Source organism: Criibacterium bergeronii (assembly GCF_001693775.2).
Classification (GTDB): domain Bacteria; phylum Bacillota; class Clostridia; order Peptostreptococcales; family Filifactoraceae; genus Peptoanaerobacter; species Peptoanaerobacter bergeronii.
The window spans coordinates 80,662-99,501 of the sequence record NZ_MBEW02000007.1; the positions used below are offsets into that span (position 1 = coordinate 80,662).

Here is an 18,840-nt window from a genome sequence, read left to right on the forward strand (position 1 = left end):
TATTTTTATATCATATTAGATACACTTTTTAATAAATTTTACTCAATAATTCTAGTTGGCGATGTAGAATTTATATATTTAATTTGCGTTAAGTGCTTATCTTCTATTATTTCTCCCTTTTGTATAAAAATACTACCCGGAGGATAGATAAATAAATTCTTCTCAGATTTTTTGCCAATGTTTTCTTTTATATAGCTATACAGCTCATTTTCTGCGCCTAAGTCCGGTTTTTCATTACTAATTTCAAGTCTGCAAATGTATTTTAATGCGTTTGCCAGTCTTTTAATGTCACCCTTAGTGTGAAAAATATTCAAAATAAATACCATATTTTTTTCTGAAATCATTTCAGGTATTATTTTAAACTTTTTTGACAAAATTTCATAAGCAAAATTAATGTCAAAATCCTGAAAGTTTACAACTATTCTTGTAAAATCGTCATTTGGCAAAATGGTTAATTTTGTTGAATATATGTTAAAATCCATGCTCTTTTTAAAATATTTTACAAGTTTTTCTTGCTCTTTGTAAATCTTACTGCAATATCTTACTAATAAATCAGCTACCAGTTCCATATTTACAAGCATAGGATATGATGGACTGGTAGTTTGATATATGTTTATACTTTTTTGCAAATTTGCAAGCTCTTCGTTGCTCAAACTATCATTTGCTAATAACAAAGCGGTTTGATTAATACTTGGCAAGGTCTTGTGAAAGCTACATACTGCGACGTCTGCTCCCTGCTCTACAGCAAATTTTGGAAATCCATCATAATAGGCAAAATGTGCCCCATGTGCCATATCCACAATTAATTTCATATCATACCTATGCACCAGTTTAGCAACAGCTTTAATGTCTTGCACTATGCCATAATATGATGGAGATGTAATTACTACTGCTTTTGCCTCTTGATTAGAAATTAATATTTGTTCTAATTCTTTCAAATCAATTTTTTCAGGGTAGTTATAAGTTGAATTATATTTCGTATTTATAATCACCTTTTGTAATTGTTTGATTTCACAAGCATTGTGCACTGATTTATGTGAAATATCTTGGATTATTATTTTTTCTCCAAAAGATGTAAACGTAGAAATAGAGGCTAAAACGCCAACACTTGAGCCATTTACTAAATAAAAGGCTCTTTTTGCACCGTAGATTTTTGCAATATTTTTTTCCGACTCCAAAATTACTTCTCTTGGATCAGCAAGATTGTCTGTATATTCTATCTCTGTTGTATCAAGGCTAAAAAAACTTTTTTCAAATTTTTTTAGCCTGTTGTATACAATTTTTTGCTCCTTTGTATATCCGTTTTTACTCTGCAAATGATTATGCCCCGGCATACAAAAGTAGATGTATTTTTTATTAGTCAATTCATTCAATCTATCATAGATTGGCAAATTCATTAATTAGCTCCATTTATCGCTTTATAGGCTTCTACCATTATTGCACATTCAAGTCTTTTTCTTTGCATTATGCAACCCGTTTCGTATGGCTTTTGTATATCCTTGTTGAAATGTAGTGCATTTGCATGACATCCACCTGAGCAGTAATATCTTGCCCAGCAATTTTTACATTCGTCCTTAGTAAATACATTGGCAGATTTAAATGTTCCCCTCATTTTTTCAGGTAACTGGAGATTTTCATCCAAAATATTTCCCATTTTAAATTCTTCTTCTCCAACGAATTGATGACATGGATATATATCTCCTGTAGGTGTGATTGCAAGATATTCTCCACCTGCACCACAGCCCCTTACTCTTTTTATAACGCATGGACCTTGCGATAAATCTACCATAAAGTGAAACAGTTTAAATGGCTCGTCCTTTGCCTGCATATCTGCATAATCTTTTGCTAAGCTCTCGTATTCAGCTAAAATTGCTGGCAAATCCTCTTCTCTAATAGCAAATTCGTCCTCACCAACAACAGGCTCAATAGATGTCAATTCAAAGCCTAAATCCTTATAATGTTTAACGTCTTTAGAAAAATCTAGGTTATCCCTTGTAAATGTACCTCTTACATAATAATATTTGTCTTTAGGTCTTTGTTCTATTAATTTTTGAAATTTTGGCACTATGTATTCATAGCTACCTTTACCGTTTATTAGAGGTCTGTTTTTGTCGTTTATTTCTCTTCTGCCATCAAGAGACAGCACTACATTGTGCATATTTTCATTGATGTAATTAATTATATCATCATTTAAAGCTAAGCCGTTTGTTGTAATAGTAAATCTAAAATATTTACCCTTTTTTTCTGCCTGAGCGTTGCCGTATTCTACTAATTTTTTTACTACTTCAAAATTCATCAGTGGCTCTCCGCCAAAAAAGTCTACTTCAAGATTTTTTCTTTTGCCACTTTTTTCCAATAAAAAATCAAGAGCTTTTTTGCCTACTTCTTCGCTCATAAGCTCTCTATCTCCGCCAAAATCTCCTTGAGATGCAAAGCAATATGTGCATCTAAGGTTACAGTCATGAGATACATGCAGACACATCGCCTTTATGACGTCCTCAGCCAATATTGAAAGGTCATCTATATAGTCACCTTCTACAAAAAGTTGACTATTATTTTTTAAATCCATCAATTCATCATAGGACTCTTTTAAATCCTGCTTGCTATACTGCTTATATTTTTTCGTTATATATGAAAACTCCTTATCATAGGCGTCTTCTACTATATCATAGCTGATGTCATCAAAAACGTGCACTGCACCGGAATTAATATCCAGCACAATATTTAGACCGTTCATTTTATACTTATGTATTATATTATTTATGTTTGCCATCTTTTATCCCTATTAAATATACAAATTTTGTGTTGTTTAAAAATTTAATAATCGAAGACTTATAAACTTTACATAAGTCTTCGATTATTTATTTAAATTTAATTATTCTTTCTTGATTTTGCTCTAAGCTGTTTATCAAGTATTTTCTTTCTAAGTCTCATAGATGTTGGAGTAAGCTCAACTAATTCATCATCAGTGATAAATTCCAGTGCCTCTTCAAGAGACATCTTTAATGGAGGTGATAATCTAAGTGCCTCATCACTGCCTGATGCTCTCATGTTTGTAGCCTGTTTTCTCTTACATACATTTACTTCTATATCCTCAGGGCGTGAGTTTGAGCCTACTATTTGACCTGCGTAAACTTTTTCACCTGCTCCTAAAAATAATGTACCTCTTTCCTGAGCGTTGTAAAGTCCATAGGTTACAGAAACTCCGCTTTCAAAACATACTAATGAGCCACGGGTTCTTGTATCTATATCACCCTTGTAAGTGTCATATTTATCAAATAAAGTATTGATTATCCCGTTACCCTTCGTATCAGTCAAAAATTCAGAACGATAGCCTATTAAGCCTCTAGTAGGTATAGAGAACTCCAGTCTTGTAAATCCTCCCTTACCCTTGGTCATGTTCTTCAGTTCGCCTTTTCTCATGCCCAGCTTTTCCATTACAGAGCCTACATTTTCTTCCGGTACATCTATTACAGCTATTTCCATTGGCTCTAATTTTTTGCCATCAACTGTTTTAAATAAAACTTCAGGTTTAGATACTTGGAATTCATATCCTTCTCTTCTCATTGTTTCCATAAGTATTGAAAGGTGAAGTTCCCCTCTTCCCGATACCTTAAAAGTATCTGCTGAGCCTGTTTCTTCTACTCTTAAAGATATATTAGTCTTTAATTCTTTGTTTAATCTTTCTCTTATTTGTCTTGAAGTGACAAATCTACCCTCTGTACCGGCAAATGGAGAGTCATTTACCATAAAGTTCATAGCAATAGTAGGCTCAGAAATATTTACAAATGGTAAAGGTGTTAAATCTGACGGGTCTGTAATAGTATCACCTATATTTAAATCTTCTATACCTGATACGGCAACTATCGAACCCATTTTTGCCTCTTGAACTTCCACTTTATTTAGTCCGGAATATTCGTATAATTTACCAACTCTAACCTTTATCTTTTTAGTTTCGTCTAAATCATTCACCAAATAAAGGTCTTGGTTATCCCTAAGCACACCATTTTCAACTTTACCTACACCTATCCTACCAATATATTCATTGTAATCTATAGTAGAAATAAGCATTTTAGCAGGAGCATCGAAATCACCGGTAGGAGCTGGTATATATTTTAGTATTGCCTCATAAAAGTCCTGCATATTATCTTTTTTGACATTTAAATCATTAGTAGCCCAGCCATTTACAGCCGATGCAAATATAAATGGAGAGTCAAGATAAGACTCCGTCTCATCTAACTCTAATAAAAGCTCCAGGACTTCCTCAACAACTTCTTCTGCTCTTTGTTCAGGTCTATCAACCTTATTTACACAAACTAAGACAGGTAATTTTAAATCAAGAGCTTTACTTAGCACAAATCTAGTCTGAGGCATAGGACCTTCAAAAGCATCTACAACAAGTATTACTCCATTAACCATCTTTAGTACACGTTCTACCTCTCCACCAAAGTCAGCGTGCCCCGGAGTGTCTATTATATTTATTTTTACATCTTTATAAGTTATGGCTGTATTTTTTGATAAGATAGTGATACCTCTTTCACGTTCCAAATCATTTGAGTCCATAACTCTTTCTTGCACCTGCTGATTTTCTCTGAAAATCCCACTTTGACGAAGTAGTGCATCAACCAATGTAGTCTTACCATGGTCAACGTGTGCTATAATAGCTAAATTTCTAATATCTTCTCTTGCTTGCAAAATAATTTCTCCTTTTGGTAGGCTTAAAGCTACTCACTTATTTAAAAACAAATATAACTTCAAAAGTCACTTTTGAAGTTATATTATTACTACAAAATTGATTTTTTAAAACACTTTTTCAAAAAAATTACATTAAATCAAAAAGAAGTTGTTTTTCAATCTCTTTTCTTTTTTCAAACCCTGCTATCTCTTCAATAATAGCAAGTGCAAAATGTACTGCTATAGCAGGTCCTCTTGATGTCAAAATATTTTTGTCCTTAACTACATTTTGTTCAATGTAATTAAACCCACTTTGCCTCTCTCTAAATACTCCTGGGAATGAAGTAATATTTCTACCCTCTAATACTCCGGCATCATATAAAATAGTAGGAGCAGCACAAATAGCATATAGATTTTTATCTTGGTCATTTGCATTTTTAATGAAATCTAATAAAGTTTTATCAGCTCTCATTATTTTTGCATTACCTATACCACCCGGAAAGACATATACATCATAGTCCTCAGCTTTAATATCTTTAAATAATTTATCTGCCTTAACCAAAATATTGTGAGAACCCATAACCTCAAGCTTGTCCATTATTGAAACCATATCTATAGATATGTCGGCACGTCTAAGATAGTCAACAACTGTAAGAGCTTCCACTTCTTCAAAGCCATCTGCCATAAGCAAAGCTACTTTTTTCAAATTCGCACCTCCAAAAATTAATATTAGTTTTAAACAATATATTGTTTATTTTATCACATTTTTAGTAAAATTTCAAATATATATACAATTAAATAAATTTATGAACTTTTTTGAATAATGTGTGTATTTTCTTAAATTTATAGTAATTTTTTTAAAATTCTGTTGCACTAAAGTTAAAAAGGCTTTATAATATATTTGCAAACCTTTTCAATCATAATTTTTTAAGGAGGGATTTATTTTATGAAAAGAATTACCAAACGACTTCTAAGCTTGGCATCAAGTGCAACACTGGCATTATCCATGATTTTTTCAGTAGCTGACAGCTCATTTGCTGCTGCATACAGACCACAAAAAGACACAACTACCGGTCTTGTAATGTCAACAAATTTTTTGGCAAATGAAGTAGGTAAAAAAGTTTTAGACAATGGTGGAAACGCTTTTGACGCAGCAGTAGCAGTAGGATATATGCTGGCTGTAGTACATCCATCAGCAGGAAACATCGGTGGCGGTGGATTTGCAGTAATACATACAGCTGACGGTAAAAACACTACACTAGACTTTAGAGAAGTTGCACCACTTAAAGCACAAAGAGATATGTATCTTGATAAAGACAAAAACCCGATTGACGGTTTAAGTGTTACCGGATACAAATCCGCCGGTGTACCTGGAACAGTAGCCGGATTAAATGAACTACTTGCAAAGTATGGTACAAAGAGTCTTGATGAATTAATTCAACCAGCTATAGATGCTGCAAACAATGGTTTTGCTATCTCAGAAAGACAAGCGGAAACATTTGTTGAAGAATATGACAGACTAAAAATTCATCCATCAACTGTTAAATACTTCTTCAAAGCAGATGGAAAATCCACTTACAAAGATGGAGAAATATTAGTACAAAAAGATTTAGCAAAAACTCTTGAAAGAATTAAAAAAGATGGAACAAAAGGTTTCTACGAAGGTGAAACTGCTGATTTAATAGCTAAAGATATGGCTAAAAACGGCGGACTTATCACTAAAGAAGACCTTAAAGCATACAAACCTATATGGCGTGACCCTATAAAAGGAACATATAGAGGATATGATATCATATCTATGGGACCTCCTTCTTCAGGTGGAGCACACGTTATACAAATATTAAACGTACTTGAAAATGCTGACGTAGCAAAAATGGGATTTGGCTCAAGCGAAAAAATTCACCTAATGGCTGAGGCTGAAAGATATGCTTACGCTGACCGTTCTGAATATATGGGCGACCCTTCATTTGTAAAAATACCACTTGCAAAAATAACATCTAAAGAATATGCAAAGAGCATATACGATGCTATCCAAAAAGCTGGAAACGTAGCAACTCCAAGTGAAAAGATTAAACCAGGACAATTAATGAATGAACCTATGCACACTACTCACTACTCTATCGCAGACTTCAAAGGTAACGCTATAGCAGTGACATACACTATCAACTATACATTTGGTAGCGGTGCTACAGTAGATGGTGCAGGATTTTTACTAAACGATGAAATGGATGACTTCTCAATTAAACCGGGCGTACCAAACGTATATGGTCTAGTTGGTGGAGATGCAAATGCTGTAGAGGCAGGCAAAAGACCTCTAAGCTCTATGACTCCTACAATAATCCTTAAAGACGGTAAAGTTTACATGGTAGTTGGTAGCCCAGGTGGAGCAAGAATAATCACTACAGTATCTCAAGTAATTTCTAACGTTATCGACCATAATTACAATATCAGTGAGGCTGTTGAAGCATCAAGATTCCATATGCAGTGGCTACCTGATGAACTAAGAGTAGAAAAAACTACATTAGTTAAAGACGTTCAGGATAAACTTGAAAAAATGGGATACAAGATTGCAGTAAAAGATGATATGGGTGACGTTAATGCTATTATAGTAGACAATACCAACCATACTATGTACGGTTCTAAAGACCCTAGAACTGAATTCTAATACCTATTTATAGTAATACCAATATTAATTTAGTCAATTTTAAATTATAATAAAACCTTACAAAAAATATCTGTCCAAATGGGCAGATATTTTTACTTTTTATTTATATTTTAATTTTTTTAATTACTTTGATTATAATTATTGATTTCATGATATTTTAGTGGTATACTATAACCAATCAGAGTAGGTAAAGAGCGTCAAGTGTTAAGAAATGGGAAGTAGTTCTTAAACGAAGAATGTCAATTCTACGATTCTTTATCGCATCCGCTGTACTTATAATGCCTGCTTTGAAAATTATTTATAATTTCATAAGGAGGATTTTTTTATTGCAAAAAACATTTTTTGACACAAAAACAATAGTGAGAGCGGCGTTTTTTATTACATTAAACATCGTTTTATCTCGTATGTTATCTATTATGATAACTCCGCAGCTAAAGATAGGCTTTAGCACTTTACCTCTAATTCTTGCAGGTCTTTCCTGTGGTCCGGTTATAGGTGCAATTGTAGGCGTCATATCAGACATAATCGGTATAATGATAAACGCACAAGGTCAGCCACATCTAGGATTTACTTTTTCAGCTATGTTATCCGGATTAATTCCCGGCTTGGTTGCTATGTACTATATCAAGGACAATCATAAAAGAAAGCTTGTAGGTATAATTATCAGCGTAGTTATAGTATTTGCTTTAACTCATGTCGTATTAAACACAATTTGGTTAAGTCAAATATTAGGCAAGGCTGTTACAGTAATGTTACCTCTTAGAGCTTTTAAAGCTTGCGTAGAGGGTGTACTGACAATAATTTTATGCTATGCACTTTATGATTTTGTGATGATAAAAAAATCTATTTAATTTAGTTTTATTTTAAAGACTAAATTATAATGTAAAGTTTGTAAAAAAGAGATGTATTAATCAATTGATTAATTACATCTCTTTTTTATAATTTATTTATTTCTCAGTTATATATCCAAAATTTTTAATATAGTTTGCGTTGTCTCGCCAATTTTCTTTTACTTTTACCCATGTTTGTAAAAACACCTTTGCTCCAAAGATATTTTCCAGCTCTACTCTTGCAGCTTTGCCTATGCCTTTAAGTTTATTGCCATTTTTTCCGATTATAATTTTTTTATGAGACTGCTTTTCGCAATAAATCACTGCTGAGATTTCTATTAAGTCTTTTTGGGCGTTGTCTGTGAGTTTTTCAATTTCTACTGCTACTCCATGAGGAATTTCCTGCTCAAGATATAAAAGTATTTTTTCTCTTATTATTTCGCTGATTAGTACCTTATTATTTTGGTCTGTGGAAATGTCATCTCCATAATACTTATGAGAATATGGCATATATTTTTTTACTGTCTTAATTAGCTCGTCCATATTTCTATTTTTTCCGGCACTTATAGGTATGATGTCATCAAATACGCCAAGCTCATCATACATTTTGATGTTTTCTAATATTTCCTCATTTTTAAGTAAGTCGATTTTGTTTATTACAAGTATTCTTGGTACTTTGCTGTTTTTTATATTTTCTATCAATTGCTTATCTGTAGAACCAATATTTTTGGTTTCATCAACTATCATCATGATTAAATCTGTACCTTGAAATGACAGCTTAAACTCACTTTCCATGTATTCTCCCAATTTATTTTTCGGCTTTTGCACTCCAGGTGTATCAAGAAAAATTATTTGAGAGTCTGTGTCGTTGTAAATGCCTTTTATTCTTGACCTTGTTGTCTGAGCTTTATTGCTTGTAATAGATATTTTTTCACCTACTATTGCATTAAGTAGTGTTGATTTGCCTACATTTGGTCTGCCTACTATTGTAACAAAGCCTACTTTTGCTAACTCATTTTTATTTATTAAATCCGACAATTTATATTCCTGCCTTTGCTCATATTTATTCTATCAATTTTTTTAACTCCGGTATTATGTCTTGCTCTTTAACTTTTTTTATTATTTCACCTTTTTTAAATAGTAAAGCCTCTCCTTTTCCACCTGCTATACCTACATCTGCATCTTTTGCCTCACCCGGACCGTTTACAATGCAACCCATCACTGCAATAGAAATATTTTTGTTGCTATTTTTAAACTCCGTTTCTACTTTTTCGGCTAACCCTATTAAATCTATTTGTGTTCTAGCGCAAGTTGGACAAGAAATAATTTGTGGTCCATAGGAATATCCAATATTTTGTAATATAAGCTTACCTACTTTTATTTCTTCTACAGGGTCGGCTGTGAGTGATACTCTTATTGTATCTCCTATGCCGTTAATTAGTAAATATCCAATGCCCATTGATGACTTGACTGTACCTGAGGTTTTTGTACCTGACTCAGTTATTCCTACATGAAGTGGATAATCAGATATGCTTGCAAATTCTTCGTAGGCTTTAATTGTATCAATTATATTTGAGGCTTTCATTGAGATTACTATGTCATAAAAATCATATTTTTCTAACAATTTTATATTATATATAGCGGACTCTACCATTGCATGAGGAGTTCTTGCAAATTGTTTTTCTATATTTTTTTCCAAGGAGCCCATGTTGACCCCTACTCTTATAGGTAGGTTATATTGCTTGGCTTTTTTTGCCACTTCTTTAACTCTTTCATCACTACCGATATTTCCCGGGTTTATCCTTAAAGCATCTATACCATTTTCAGCAACTTCAAGGGCAAGCTTATAATCAAAATGTATGTCTGCAACTATTGGTATATGAATTTTATTTTTAATTTTGCTTATAGCTCTTGCTGACTCTAAATCGGGGATAGATGCCCTTACTAGCTGACAACCCTCATTTTCCAATCTAAGGATTTGCTCAATTGTTGCGTCTACATCTTTAGTTTTTGTATTTGTCATAGATTGTATAATTATCGGACTATTCCCGCCTATTGACAAATTTCCACAATTTATTTTTTTAGTTGGTTTTCTGTTAATCATTTTTTCACGTTTATATAATTTTATTTAAAAATATTTAGCACGTCTTTATAAGTTATAAACAGCATAAATGCTATTAAAAGTGCCATTCCTGCCATATTTACTGCATACTCTGCCTTTTTGCTTGGTTTTTTGCCTGTTACTAATTCAAAAAACGCTGTTAAAAATCTAAAGCCATCTAACGCAGGAAATGGTAATAAATTCATTATTCCTAAGTTTAGTGATATAAATCCAATATAGTATAAAATTGTAGAAATGCCCTTTTCTGCACTTGTACCAATTTGTCTAACTATGCCTACAGGTCCGCTGACGTATTTTAAATCCACCTTGCCGGTAAATAATTTTCCAACAAATTGCAACATTTGTACTGATAAATCATAGGTTTGTACTATTGAATATTTAGCTGCTTGTAATGGGTGCATTTCGTAGCTTGGGGAAATACCTATTGTTTTTCTACCACTTGTATCGTTGGATTTTCCAGTAAGCTGTATTTGTTTTCCATCTCTTACAATATCAATTTTTAAATCAACTGGCTCACTATTTATTACCTCAGACACTTGTCTCCACTGGGTGATAGTTTTGTCATTTATAGCTATTATTCTATCGCCCACTTGCATTCCCATCTGCTGTGCCGGTGAGCCCTGCACTATATCACCCGCTACATTTACAGGTATCCCCATAAATAAAAATAATATGAAAGTGATAACTATTGTAAGCACAAAATTCATAAATGGTCCTGCAAAAATTATCGCCATTCTTTGAAGAGGGGTTTTATTGGAAAAGGCATTTGGGTCTTCACTTGCCTCGTCTTCGCCTTCCATTGATACATACCCGCCCATCGGTATGGCACGCAAGCTATATTGCGTTTCAGCTTTCATTTTTTTATATAGTAATGGTCCCATTCCTATAGAAAATTCGTGAATAGTGACCTTGTTCCATTTTGCGACCGAAAAATGCCCTAACTCATGTATTGCAACAACTATCCCAAATACTAAAAGGGCTATAATAATTTTCAAAAATCTTCCTCCTAAAATGACTTTATTTTACATAAGCTTTTACATATTCTCTTGCCCATGTGTCAGCATCAAGAATTTGCTGTAAGCTTGGTTCTTTTATAAAATTATGTTTTTCTATTGCACCATTTACAATTTTACTTATATCATAAAATCCAATTTTGTCACCTAAATATAAATAGACCAGCTCTTCATTGGCAGCATTAAGCACACTTGTAGCTGTACCTCCTGATTTTAAAGCCTCCTTTGCAATTTTAATGCAGGGAAAAGCCTCTTGTCTAACATCTTCAAAAGTCATAGTTTTACCTAATAAATCAAGTGCATCCATGGACACTATGTTTCTATCAGGATAATTTAAAGCATATACAATAGGTCCTCTCATGTCAGGCACTGCTACTTGCATCTTAATAGAGTTGTCATTAAACTCAACCATTGAATGAACCAAGCTTTGTCTATGGATGTATACCTTTATGTTTTTCGTACCAAACAAATGATATGCCTCAATAATTTCAAAGCCCTTATTCATTAAAGTGGCACTGTCGATGGTGATTTTTCTGCCCATGCTCCAATTTGGATGCTTTAATGCGTCAACAGCTTTTTTTGTGGCAATTTGTTCAATAGTCAAATCTCTAAATGCCCCGCCTGAGGCAGTCAAAATTATATTTTTTATACTCTTAGTATCTTCCCCAACTAGACTTTGAAAAACTGCACTGTGCTCAGAGTCTACAGGGAGTATCTTTACTCCGTTATCCTTTGCCGCCTTCATCACAAGGTCTCCAGCTGTAACTAGAGTTTCCTTGTTCGCCAGTGCTATATCAATTTTCTTTTCAATGGCTTTCAAGGTTGGAATAAGTCCTATCATACCAACCACTGCTGTGACAAGTAAATCACTACCCTCATAAGTTGCCACTTTTATTAAACCATCAAGTCCGTTTACAACGTCTATGCCCTTTATATTTTCACATTTAAGCATTTGTTCAAATTCATCGGCACTATTTTTATCAAAGACGCATACTAGTTTTGGAGCAAATTCTTTAACCTGCTCCAACAATAGTTTTACATTTTTATTCGCACTTATTGCCAAGACATTGAACTTATCCTTGTTATTTCTTACAACATCTAAGGTCTGTGTGCCAATTGAGCCTGTAGAACCTAATATCGAAATGTTTTTCATAAAAAATTCCTAATTATTATTTTAAATACAAAACAAAAATTCATTATAATTTTATATAATTTTCTTTTATTTAAGCTTAATTTATTTCTTTTTATACATAGCAGATTTTATAATAAATTTTGGTAATTTGCTCATTCTCCCTATTCGTTTTGGTTCTTGAATTAATCTATACAGCCACTCTAAGCCGGCTTTTTGATAAACTATCGGGGCTCTTTTAAGCAAGCCTGAATATACATCAAATGAACCACCAACACCTACAAATATTTTTGCATCTATATCCTTCATATAAGTATCTATAAATATTTCCTGCTTTGGACCGCCAAAGGCAACAAAGAGCATATCCGGTCTTACCTGATTTATTTCTTTAATTACCTGCATTTCTTCTTCATTTCCCTTTGAGCCGGTATGGATACCCTTATAGTAGCCGTGGTGAGTGCCGGCAATTTTTAAATTATGGTATTTCTTCAAAATATTTTCTGCCGCTTTTTTTGCAATTCCATCCTTAGAGCCTAGCAAATATACACTTTTACCTTCTTCATTTGCATATTTAAGCAGATTTTCCATAAGGTCAATTCCGGCAACTCTTTGCTTAAAATTTTTACCTCTAAGCTTAGAGCCGATTAAAACCCCCACTCCGTCAGCCACAATCAAATCAGCATTTGCAATAGTCCTACATATAACATTATTCTTTTCACATGTTAATAACAGCTCAGGGTTCGCAGTTACTATAAACAATTTTTTATTTTCTTCTATAGAGGTTTTGGCTTTTTTTACTGCCTCATCCATCGTTACATTGTCAATATCCACTCCAAGGACATTTATCTTTTCATTCATAATTATTTTAACTCCAAAATTGGTTTTATATTTAGTTCTTTTGCGATGTCATAAGCTTTTTGCACATATTCATCAGCTAAAAATTCCGGTCTGTGACAATCAGAATTTACAATATACCTCAGCTTGTAATCCTTAGAAATTTTTAAAGCATCAATGCTTGGGTAATCCGCCCCATGTCTAAGCCCATTTGCATTTATTTCTACAGGCATATCATATTTTTCGCAAGCCTCATAAATTATCCTCATAGCTTTTTCAGCATATTTGTCAAAAATCCCATGGTTATAGCCATTTAACCCTAAATCCGGATGGGCAAATAAAGTATAAATTCCACTTGCGATTGCCTCAGCGGACTCATTTGCATACATCAAAAGAGCGTCCTTATCCTTAGGATTAAAGCTGTCATATTCTTTGTGTTTTCCTATTGTATGTTGCCCTAGAACAAAAATCTTATATCCAAATTTAGCCCTATATCTTTCATAATCCTTTAAAGAGTAAAGATAATGTTCACATTCAAAACCCTTTATTATATCTATCTTGCCTGAGTATTTATCAATAGCTTCATCTAAATCATAATTAAACTGTTCAAACTCTTCATAACGCATCCTGTATCTATCTTCATTGTCCTTGTGTGGTACATGGTCGGTAATGGCTATGGTTTTAAGTCCTTTATTTATCGCCTCAACAATATAATCCTCAGCATTGCCTACAGCGTGATTACACCATTTAGTGTGTGTGTGATAATTTGCTAACATTTTTCACCTTAAAATTTAAAACTAAAATTTTTAATATTTACATAAAATACATTATACCATAAATACTTAAATTAGTGCAGAAATTATTATTTGTATAAAATAAAATGTTGAAATTGAGCAAAAGTGTGGTAAAATATACTTAGTAATAACTTAAAAATATTTTAGTGAGAACAAAATGAAAAATTACAAAAATCTTATGGAAGACGAGCTTATAGCTCAGATTAATTTATACTCTAAAAAAAGCAAAGCCGAAGGACTAAATGACAGCGAAAAACAAGTCCAACAGGAGCTTAGAAAAGAGTACCTACGAAGAATTAGGCAGTCATTAAAATCAGAGCTGGATAAAATAGATATTGTATAAGGGGGACTTATGAACGATAAAACCTGCATTGTATTTAGAATTGGTTCTCAAAAATTTTGTGTTGACATTGAAAAAGTAAAAGAAGTATCAGCCGGTAAAGACTCCATCTATGTTCCCGGGTCTCCGGAGTATATAATAGGAGTTATCAACCTAAGAGGAAGTATCGTACCTATAATCAACCTAGCAAAAAAGCTTAAAATTAATTCAGATGTTACAAACACACAACACCCTATTATCGTTACGGAAATGGACGAGTTGCAGCTAGGATTTTCAGTGGATGATGTAGTTGGTATAATCCATGTCAAAGAAGAAGAATTTTCTCAGACCCCTTCTATTCTCAATGTGAGAAGTAATTTCCTCGATGGAGTAATAAGAAGAGATGAAGAAATGATAATACTGCTTGATTTAGATAAAACTATGAGCGATATAGAGCTAGAGCAAGTTAGAACATTGCAAGAGGAACAATCGATACTATGATTTCAGAAAATAACAGCACTTCGATAAATCTTGCACTGCAAGGTATAATCGAATCTGTTCAGCAAGGTAAAGAAGAAATATTTGCAATTTCAGAAAAGATTGGAATTGATAATAAAAAAGTTTTAGTTCAACTGGAAAAGCTTAAATCAAAAGTAAATAAACAGACTAAAGATAGAGACGAATTGAAACTTTTAGCTCAAGAAAGTAGAAAAAAATTGTCCGATGTGAGCAGCAATTTTAATTTATACTCTCAGCAAGATATCGAACAAGCCTACATTGAGGCAAATAAGCTACAGTTAAAATTAACAAAAAAAGAAAATGAATTAAAGCTATTGCTCAACAATATTGAGAGCTTGGAAAGCAGACTCAGCGAAAATGAAGAGCTCCATAGTAAATCCACTGATATCTTAAATAAAATAGACGTTATCAGCGAATATCTAAGCTATGATTTTTCAAAAAAAGACAATGAACCTCAAAATAACACCATAAAATGGATAATGCTTATGGAAAATGAAAAGGGTCGCATATCAAGAGATATACATGATGGTCCGGCTCAGTCAGTAGCATCATTGGTAATAAAGACAGACATAATTAAAAAACTTCTTACAAAAAACACATCTATGACAAATATACAAAATGAGCTTAACGATTTAAAATATCAGCTCAGAAGTGTCATCAATGAAATTAGAAAAATTATCTACGATTTAAGACCATCTTCATTAAATGAGCTTGGAATAATTGACAGCATAAAAGGACTAATTTCAAAGACTAAAGAAAATAAACAAATTAACATTGAATTTCAACTAATAGAAAATTCACAAATCAAAAGTACCACATCCCAAATAACTTGCTACAGAGTCATACAAGAGTGCCTTACGAATATTGTAAAGCACGCCAAAGCAGAAAATGTCAACATTTGCTTGGTTATAGAACCAAACTATATAAAAATTAAAGTCAATGATGATGGTATCGGGTTTGACATGACAGAGGCAAAAGGCAAAGATAACTCCTTTGGTCTGTCCTCTATTAAAGAGAGAATCACCCTTATGAATGGCGAAGTAGATATAACTTCTACACCTGATGGTACAACAATAAACGCATCTATCCCAAATTTAGGAGAAATATATGTATAACAAAAATAAAATTAGAGTAATGATTGTAGATGACCACGAGCTGATTAGAGAAGGTCTTTCAAGAATTATAGACATGGAAGAAAATATAGAAGTAGTATATAAGGCAAAAAGTGGTCAAGAGGCTATTGATAGCCTTAAAAACATATCCGTAGATTTAATACTATTAGATATAAATATGCCAAACATGAATGGTATTGAAACTCTAAAAAAACTTAAAAAATCACATTCTAAAATAAAAGTAGTAATGCTTACAGTCTACGATGATGTAGAATATGTTTCTCAAAGCGTAAACCTTGAGGCTGACGGCTATATCCTGAAAGACTCCGACTCAGATACCTTAATCAAAACCATTAAGATTGTCTATGAAGGCGGTAGCTATATTGAGCCTACATTAGCATCTAAACTAATAAAATACATCACCGATGATAAAAGCCAAGATAGACATCAAAATAACATGGCTTCACTTACAAAAAGAGAAATACAAGTCATAAAACAAATAGCCCTAGGACTAAACAACAAAAATTTAGCACTGACACTTAATATCAGTGAAAAAACAGTGAAAAATCATGTATCAAGTATATTAAGAAAGCTTGACCTGCAAGACCGTACACAAATTGCAATATTTGCTATCAAAAATAAAATAGTAGAGCTATAAAATAAACCTGCATATTAAAAGAAATCATGACCAATCAATTATCCATTCGTTGATTAAATCATGATTTCTTTTTTTATTTTTAAAACTAATCTCTGTTCCTTCCGCCGCCAAAAATTATTATTATACGAAGTAATGACAATATAGATGCTGCAACTCCGGCAACATAGGTAAGTGCCGCTGCTCTTAAAACCTGCTTTGATGCCCCTACTTCACCTCTAGTAATTATACCTGATGACTCTAAAAGGTCAAACGCTCTGTCAGACGCATTATATTCAACTGGCAGTGTTACTAGCTGAAATATCAAAGTTGATGAAAATAATAAAATGCCTAATGGTATCAAAAAATTAGCTGAGCCTAAAAAATAACCTAGCAATAAAATTGGAAAAGCTATATTTTGTCCAATGTTTACTACCGGCACTATAGCTGTCCTAAGATTGTAAGGTGCATATCCTTGTAAGTCCTGCACTGCATGACCACATTCATGTGCAGCAACACTAACAGCCGCTATAGAACTAGAATTAATGACTGATTGAGATAAAGAAATTGTATTGTTTCTTGGGTCAAAGTGGTCAGTCAGTGAGCCGGCAATAGGTACAATTCTTATATTCGATAAACCATTTCTGTCTAATATTTTTCTAGCAGCCTCTGCTCCTGTCATTCCTGAAGAAACTCTAATCGCAGAATATTTTGCAAATGTAGCTCTTAATTTAGTGCTAGCAATCCCTGCAATACCAGCACCAATTAATATAAATATGATTGTCCAATCATAGAAAAAAGGCATATAAACACTCCTTAAAAAAATTAATTTTATAAATAATTGAAAATTTTTTCAGCTATTAATCTGCCCTACCATTTATTTTTGATGAAAAAGCAGATTTTATTTCTTCAAAAGTTGCAAAAAATAGCTCACATAAAAGCTTAGATATTTTTTTATGAGCCTTATATCTGCTCAATGCTCTTCTTACCCTAGCTGAATAGCTATCAGAAATAAGAGATAACCCGCTTATTATAAATATAACCCCCGGTGCGACTGGTAAAAGACAACCAAGTATTCCAATAAAAATCAAGAAAATCCCCGTAATTTTTCTTTTGATGCCATTTTTTTTAAGTCTAATAGTTTTAGTTTTCATTTATTACTCCATATATAAAAATAGGTTTATATTTTAGTTTATATTTGGAATTATACCTATTTTTATTTAAATAAAACTTAAATACTAAGCCTTGCCAAAATCTCCTAGACTTCCTTGTACGTTAATGTCCTTTTTACCATATGTCCCTAAATTTGTTACATTTTTATTAATTTCCGACTTAAAATTTGCACCAACTGACGACCACGCATCCCTTAGCTGGGAAAAAATATTTATAATAGAGTCTATTTTATCTGTATTTTTATCAATAAATTGCTTTGTTAATTGGTTATTAATGTATAGATATATTGATTTGGTCTTTTGAGAAAATTCGTCTGTAGATAAAGACGCCATTAAATTTGATATTATATCTCTTATTTTATCTAAGATTTCATCAGAGCTGTCGTATTCTTTGCCGTCTATTGACTTCTTTAAATCCTCAGTAAGTTCAATTAAGGCTTGATATTGTAAAGCTACAAGGTCACATTCATTACTGGTAGCTATTTTCATCAATAAATCATCTTTATAAGACATTTTTGCCCCCTATTAATCTATATGTTAAAAAATTTTCATGCAAAATTATTTAAATTAAAGTTTTTTTAATCAAAGTGTTATATAATTAAACCAGCATTTAGTAATTAAAAAATGTAAACACATAAAAATACTTGCAAGCTGACCCGGTCTTTGACCCCACACTCGCCTGCTGGAGCTTTTGCTTGAGGTTTGCTCTCACTAATTGCTCTCTCACTTTAAAGTGGCAGGACTTACTTCTAAGATGCACCATGCTCACTTTAGGCTTTTTGCTAAAGCTTACGTGGATTCTTTTGCCTGCATCTGGCTTGAACTTTCAACCGCAGACCTTGCAAATATATTTAGAGTTTAACATAATTTGACAAAAGTGTAAATAATTGTAAGCTCATTTTAACCTAAATAAATTCAATATGGTATAAAATGTTAAAGTAAAATTTTATTATGATAATCATTATTAAGAAATCATTTAGTAATTGGTGGTGATAGTTTGCAAGAAAATCAAACCGAAAATTT

General features: G+C 32.7%; 19 protein-coding genes and 1 riboswitch. Of the genes, 6 read left to right on the forward strand and 13 right to left on the reverse strand.

Going from position 1 to position 18,840, the window contains the following annotated elements; translation table 11 throughout:
- Positions 1 to 38: 38 nt before the first annotated feature.
- The 4 genes from BBG48_RS04945 to BBG48_RS04960 all read right to left on the reverse strand — a co-directional run bounded on the left by BBG48_RS04945 (position 39) and on the right by BBG48_RS04960 (position 5,380).
- Positions 39 to 1,397, reverse strand: a complete 1,359-nt coding sequence (locus tag BBG48_RS04945) for an aminotransferase class I/II-fold pyridoxal phosphate-dependent enzyme (protein ID WP_068913545.1) — start codon at positions 1,395 to 1,397, stop codon at positions 39 to 41.
- Positions 1,397 to 2,773, reverse strand: a complete 1,377-nt coding sequence (scfB, locus tag BBG48_RS04950; protein ID WP_068913544.1) for a thioether cross-link-forming SCIFF peptide maturase — start codon at positions 2,771 to 2,773, stop codon at positions 1,397 to 1,399. Before scfB ends, BBG48_RS04945 begins: the two co-directional genes overlap by 1 nt.
- A 98-nt stretch (positions 2,774 to 2,871) precedes the next feature.
- Positions 2,872 to 4,695 carry a translational GTPase TypA gene (gene typA, locus BBG48_RS04955; protein ID WP_068913542.1) on the reverse strand — a complete coding sequence of 608 codons (1,824 nt, stop codon included), beginning with the start codon at positions 4,693 to 4,695 and terminating at the stop codon, positions 2,872 to 2,874.
- Between the two features lie 127 nt (positions 4,696 to 4,822).
- Positions 4,823 to 5,380, reverse strand: a complete 558-nt coding sequence (locus BBG48_RS04960) for a DJ-1 family glyoxalase III (protein ID WP_068913540.1) — start codon at positions 5,378 to 5,380, stop codon at positions 4,823 to 4,825.
- Between the two features lie 240 nt (positions 5,381 to 5,620).
- On the opposite strand from BBG48_RS04960, the gene ggt reads away from it, so the two are divergent.
- Positions 5,621 to 7,339 (forward strand): gamma-glutamyltransferase, encoded by a 1,719-nt coding sequence (gene ggt / locus BBG48_RS04965; RefSeq protein WP_068913538.1) that lies wholly within the window; start codon positions 5,621 to 5,623, stop codon positions 7,337 to 7,339.
- A gap of 177 nt (positions 7,340 to 7,516) precedes the next feature.
- A riboswitch (THF riboswitch) is annotated at positions 7,517 to 7,611 on the forward strand.
- Positions 7,612 to 7,665: 54 nt separating this feature from the next.
- Complete coding sequence (locus tag BBG48_RS04970) at positions 7,666 to 8,190, forward strand: folate family ECF transporter S component (protein ID WP_068913535.1); 525 nt, start codon at positions 7,666 to 7,668, stop codon at positions 8,188 to 8,190.
- A gap of 96 nt (positions 8,191 to 8,286) precedes the next feature.
- Here BBG48_RS04970 and era read toward each other — a convergent pair whose 3' ends face one another.
- From era to BBG48_RS05000, 6 genes are all read right to left on the reverse strand, one after another.
- A complete protein-coding gene (era, locus tag BBG48_RS04975) occupies positions 8,287 to 9,207 on the reverse strand; it encodes a GTPase Era (protein WP_094754445.1) in 921 nt (306 codons plus the stop codon).
- A 25-nt stretch (positions 9,208 to 9,232) separates the two neighbouring features.
- A complete protein-coding gene (gene ispG / locus BBG48_RS04980) occupies positions 9,233 to 10,273 on the reverse strand; it encodes a flavodoxin-dependent (E)-4-hydroxy-3-methylbut-2-enyl-diphosphate synthase (protein ID WP_068913533.1) in 1,041 nt (346 codons plus the stop codon).
- Positions 10,274 to 10,293: 20 nt separating this feature from the next.
- Complete coding sequence (gene rseP, locus BBG48_RS04985; protein ID WP_068913531.1) at positions 10,294 to 11,286, reverse strand: RIP metalloprotease RseP; 993 nt, start codon at positions 11,284 to 11,286, stop codon at positions 10,294 to 10,296.
- 22 nt (positions 11,287 to 11,308) lie between these two features.
- Positions 11,309 to 12,457: a 1-deoxy-D-xylulose-5-phosphate reductoisomerase gene (locus tag BBG48_RS04990; protein ID WP_068913529.1), complete on the reverse strand. Its 1,149-nt coding sequence runs from the start codon at positions 12,455 to 12,457 to the stop codon at positions 11,309 to 11,311.
- 81 nt (positions 12,458 to 12,538) lie between these two features.
- Positions 12,539 to 13,291 carry a WecB/TagA/CpsF family glycosyltransferase gene (locus BBG48_RS04995; RefSeq protein ID WP_068913528.1) on the reverse strand — a complete coding sequence of 251 codons (753 nt, stop codon included), beginning with the start codon at positions 13,289 to 13,291 and terminating at the stop codon, positions 12,539 to 12,541.
- A 2-nt stretch (positions 13,292 to 13,293) separates the two neighbouring features.
- A complete protein-coding gene (locus BBG48_RS05000) occupies positions 13,294 to 14,043 on the reverse strand; it encodes a PHP domain-containing protein (protein ID WP_068913526.1) in 750 nt (249 codons plus the stop codon).
- 175 nt (positions 14,044 to 14,218) lie between these two features.
- Between BBG48_RS05000 and BBG48_RS05005 the strand changes: the two genes are divergently transcribed.
- From BBG48_RS05005 to BBG48_RS05020, 4 genes are read left to right on the forward strand one after another with little or no spacing between them, the layout of a single operon-like run.
- Complete coding sequence (locus BBG48_RS05005) at positions 14,219 to 14,404, forward strand: DUF896 domain-containing protein (RefSeq protein WP_068913524.1); 186 nt, start codon at positions 14,219 to 14,221, stop codon at positions 14,402 to 14,404.
- Positions 14,405 to 14,413: 9 nt separating this feature from the next.
- On the forward strand, positions 14,414 to 14,881 hold the full coding sequence (locus BBG48_RS05010) for a chemotaxis protein CheW (RefSeq protein ID WP_068913522.1): 468 nt from the start codon (positions 14,414 to 14,416) through the stop codon (positions 14,879 to 14,881).
- Positions 14,878 to 16,014, forward strand: coding sequence for a sensor histidine kinase (locus BBG48_RS05015; RefSeq protein ID WP_068913520.1), 1,137 nt, complete (start codon positions 14,878 to 14,880; stop codon positions 16,012 to 16,014). Before BBG48_RS05010 ends, BBG48_RS05015 begins: the two co-directional genes overlap by 4 nt.
- Entirely contained in the window at positions 16,007 to 16,669 is a 663-nt protein-coding gene (locus BBG48_RS05020; protein WP_068913518.1) for a response regulator, read from the forward strand. Before BBG48_RS05015 ends, BBG48_RS05020 begins: the two co-directional genes overlap by 8 nt.
- 85 nt (positions 16,670 to 16,754) lie before the next feature.
- Here the strand turns inward: BBG48_RS05020 and BBG48_RS05025 are convergent, their stop codons facing one another.
- The 3 genes from BBG48_RS05025 to BBG48_RS05035 form a co-directional block, all read right to left on the reverse strand.
- Complete coding sequence (locus tag BBG48_RS05025) at positions 16,755 to 17,450, reverse strand: zinc metallopeptidase (RefSeq protein WP_068913516.1); 696 nt, start codon at positions 17,448 to 17,450, stop codon at positions 16,755 to 16,757.
- Positions 17,451 to 17,505: 55 nt separating this feature from the next.
- Complete coding sequence (locus BBG48_RS05030) at positions 17,506 to 17,799, reverse strand: hypothetical protein (protein ID WP_185959839.1); 294 nt, start codon at positions 17,797 to 17,799, stop codon at positions 17,506 to 17,508.
- An 84-nt stretch (positions 17,800 to 17,883) separates the two neighbouring features.
- On the reverse strand, positions 17,884 to 18,330 hold the full coding sequence (locus tag BBG48_RS05035) for a flagellar export chaperone FliS (protein ID WP_068913514.1): 447 nt from the start codon (positions 18,328 to 18,330) through the stop codon (positions 17,884 to 17,886).
- Positions 18,331 to 18,840 lie beyond the last annotated feature (510 nt).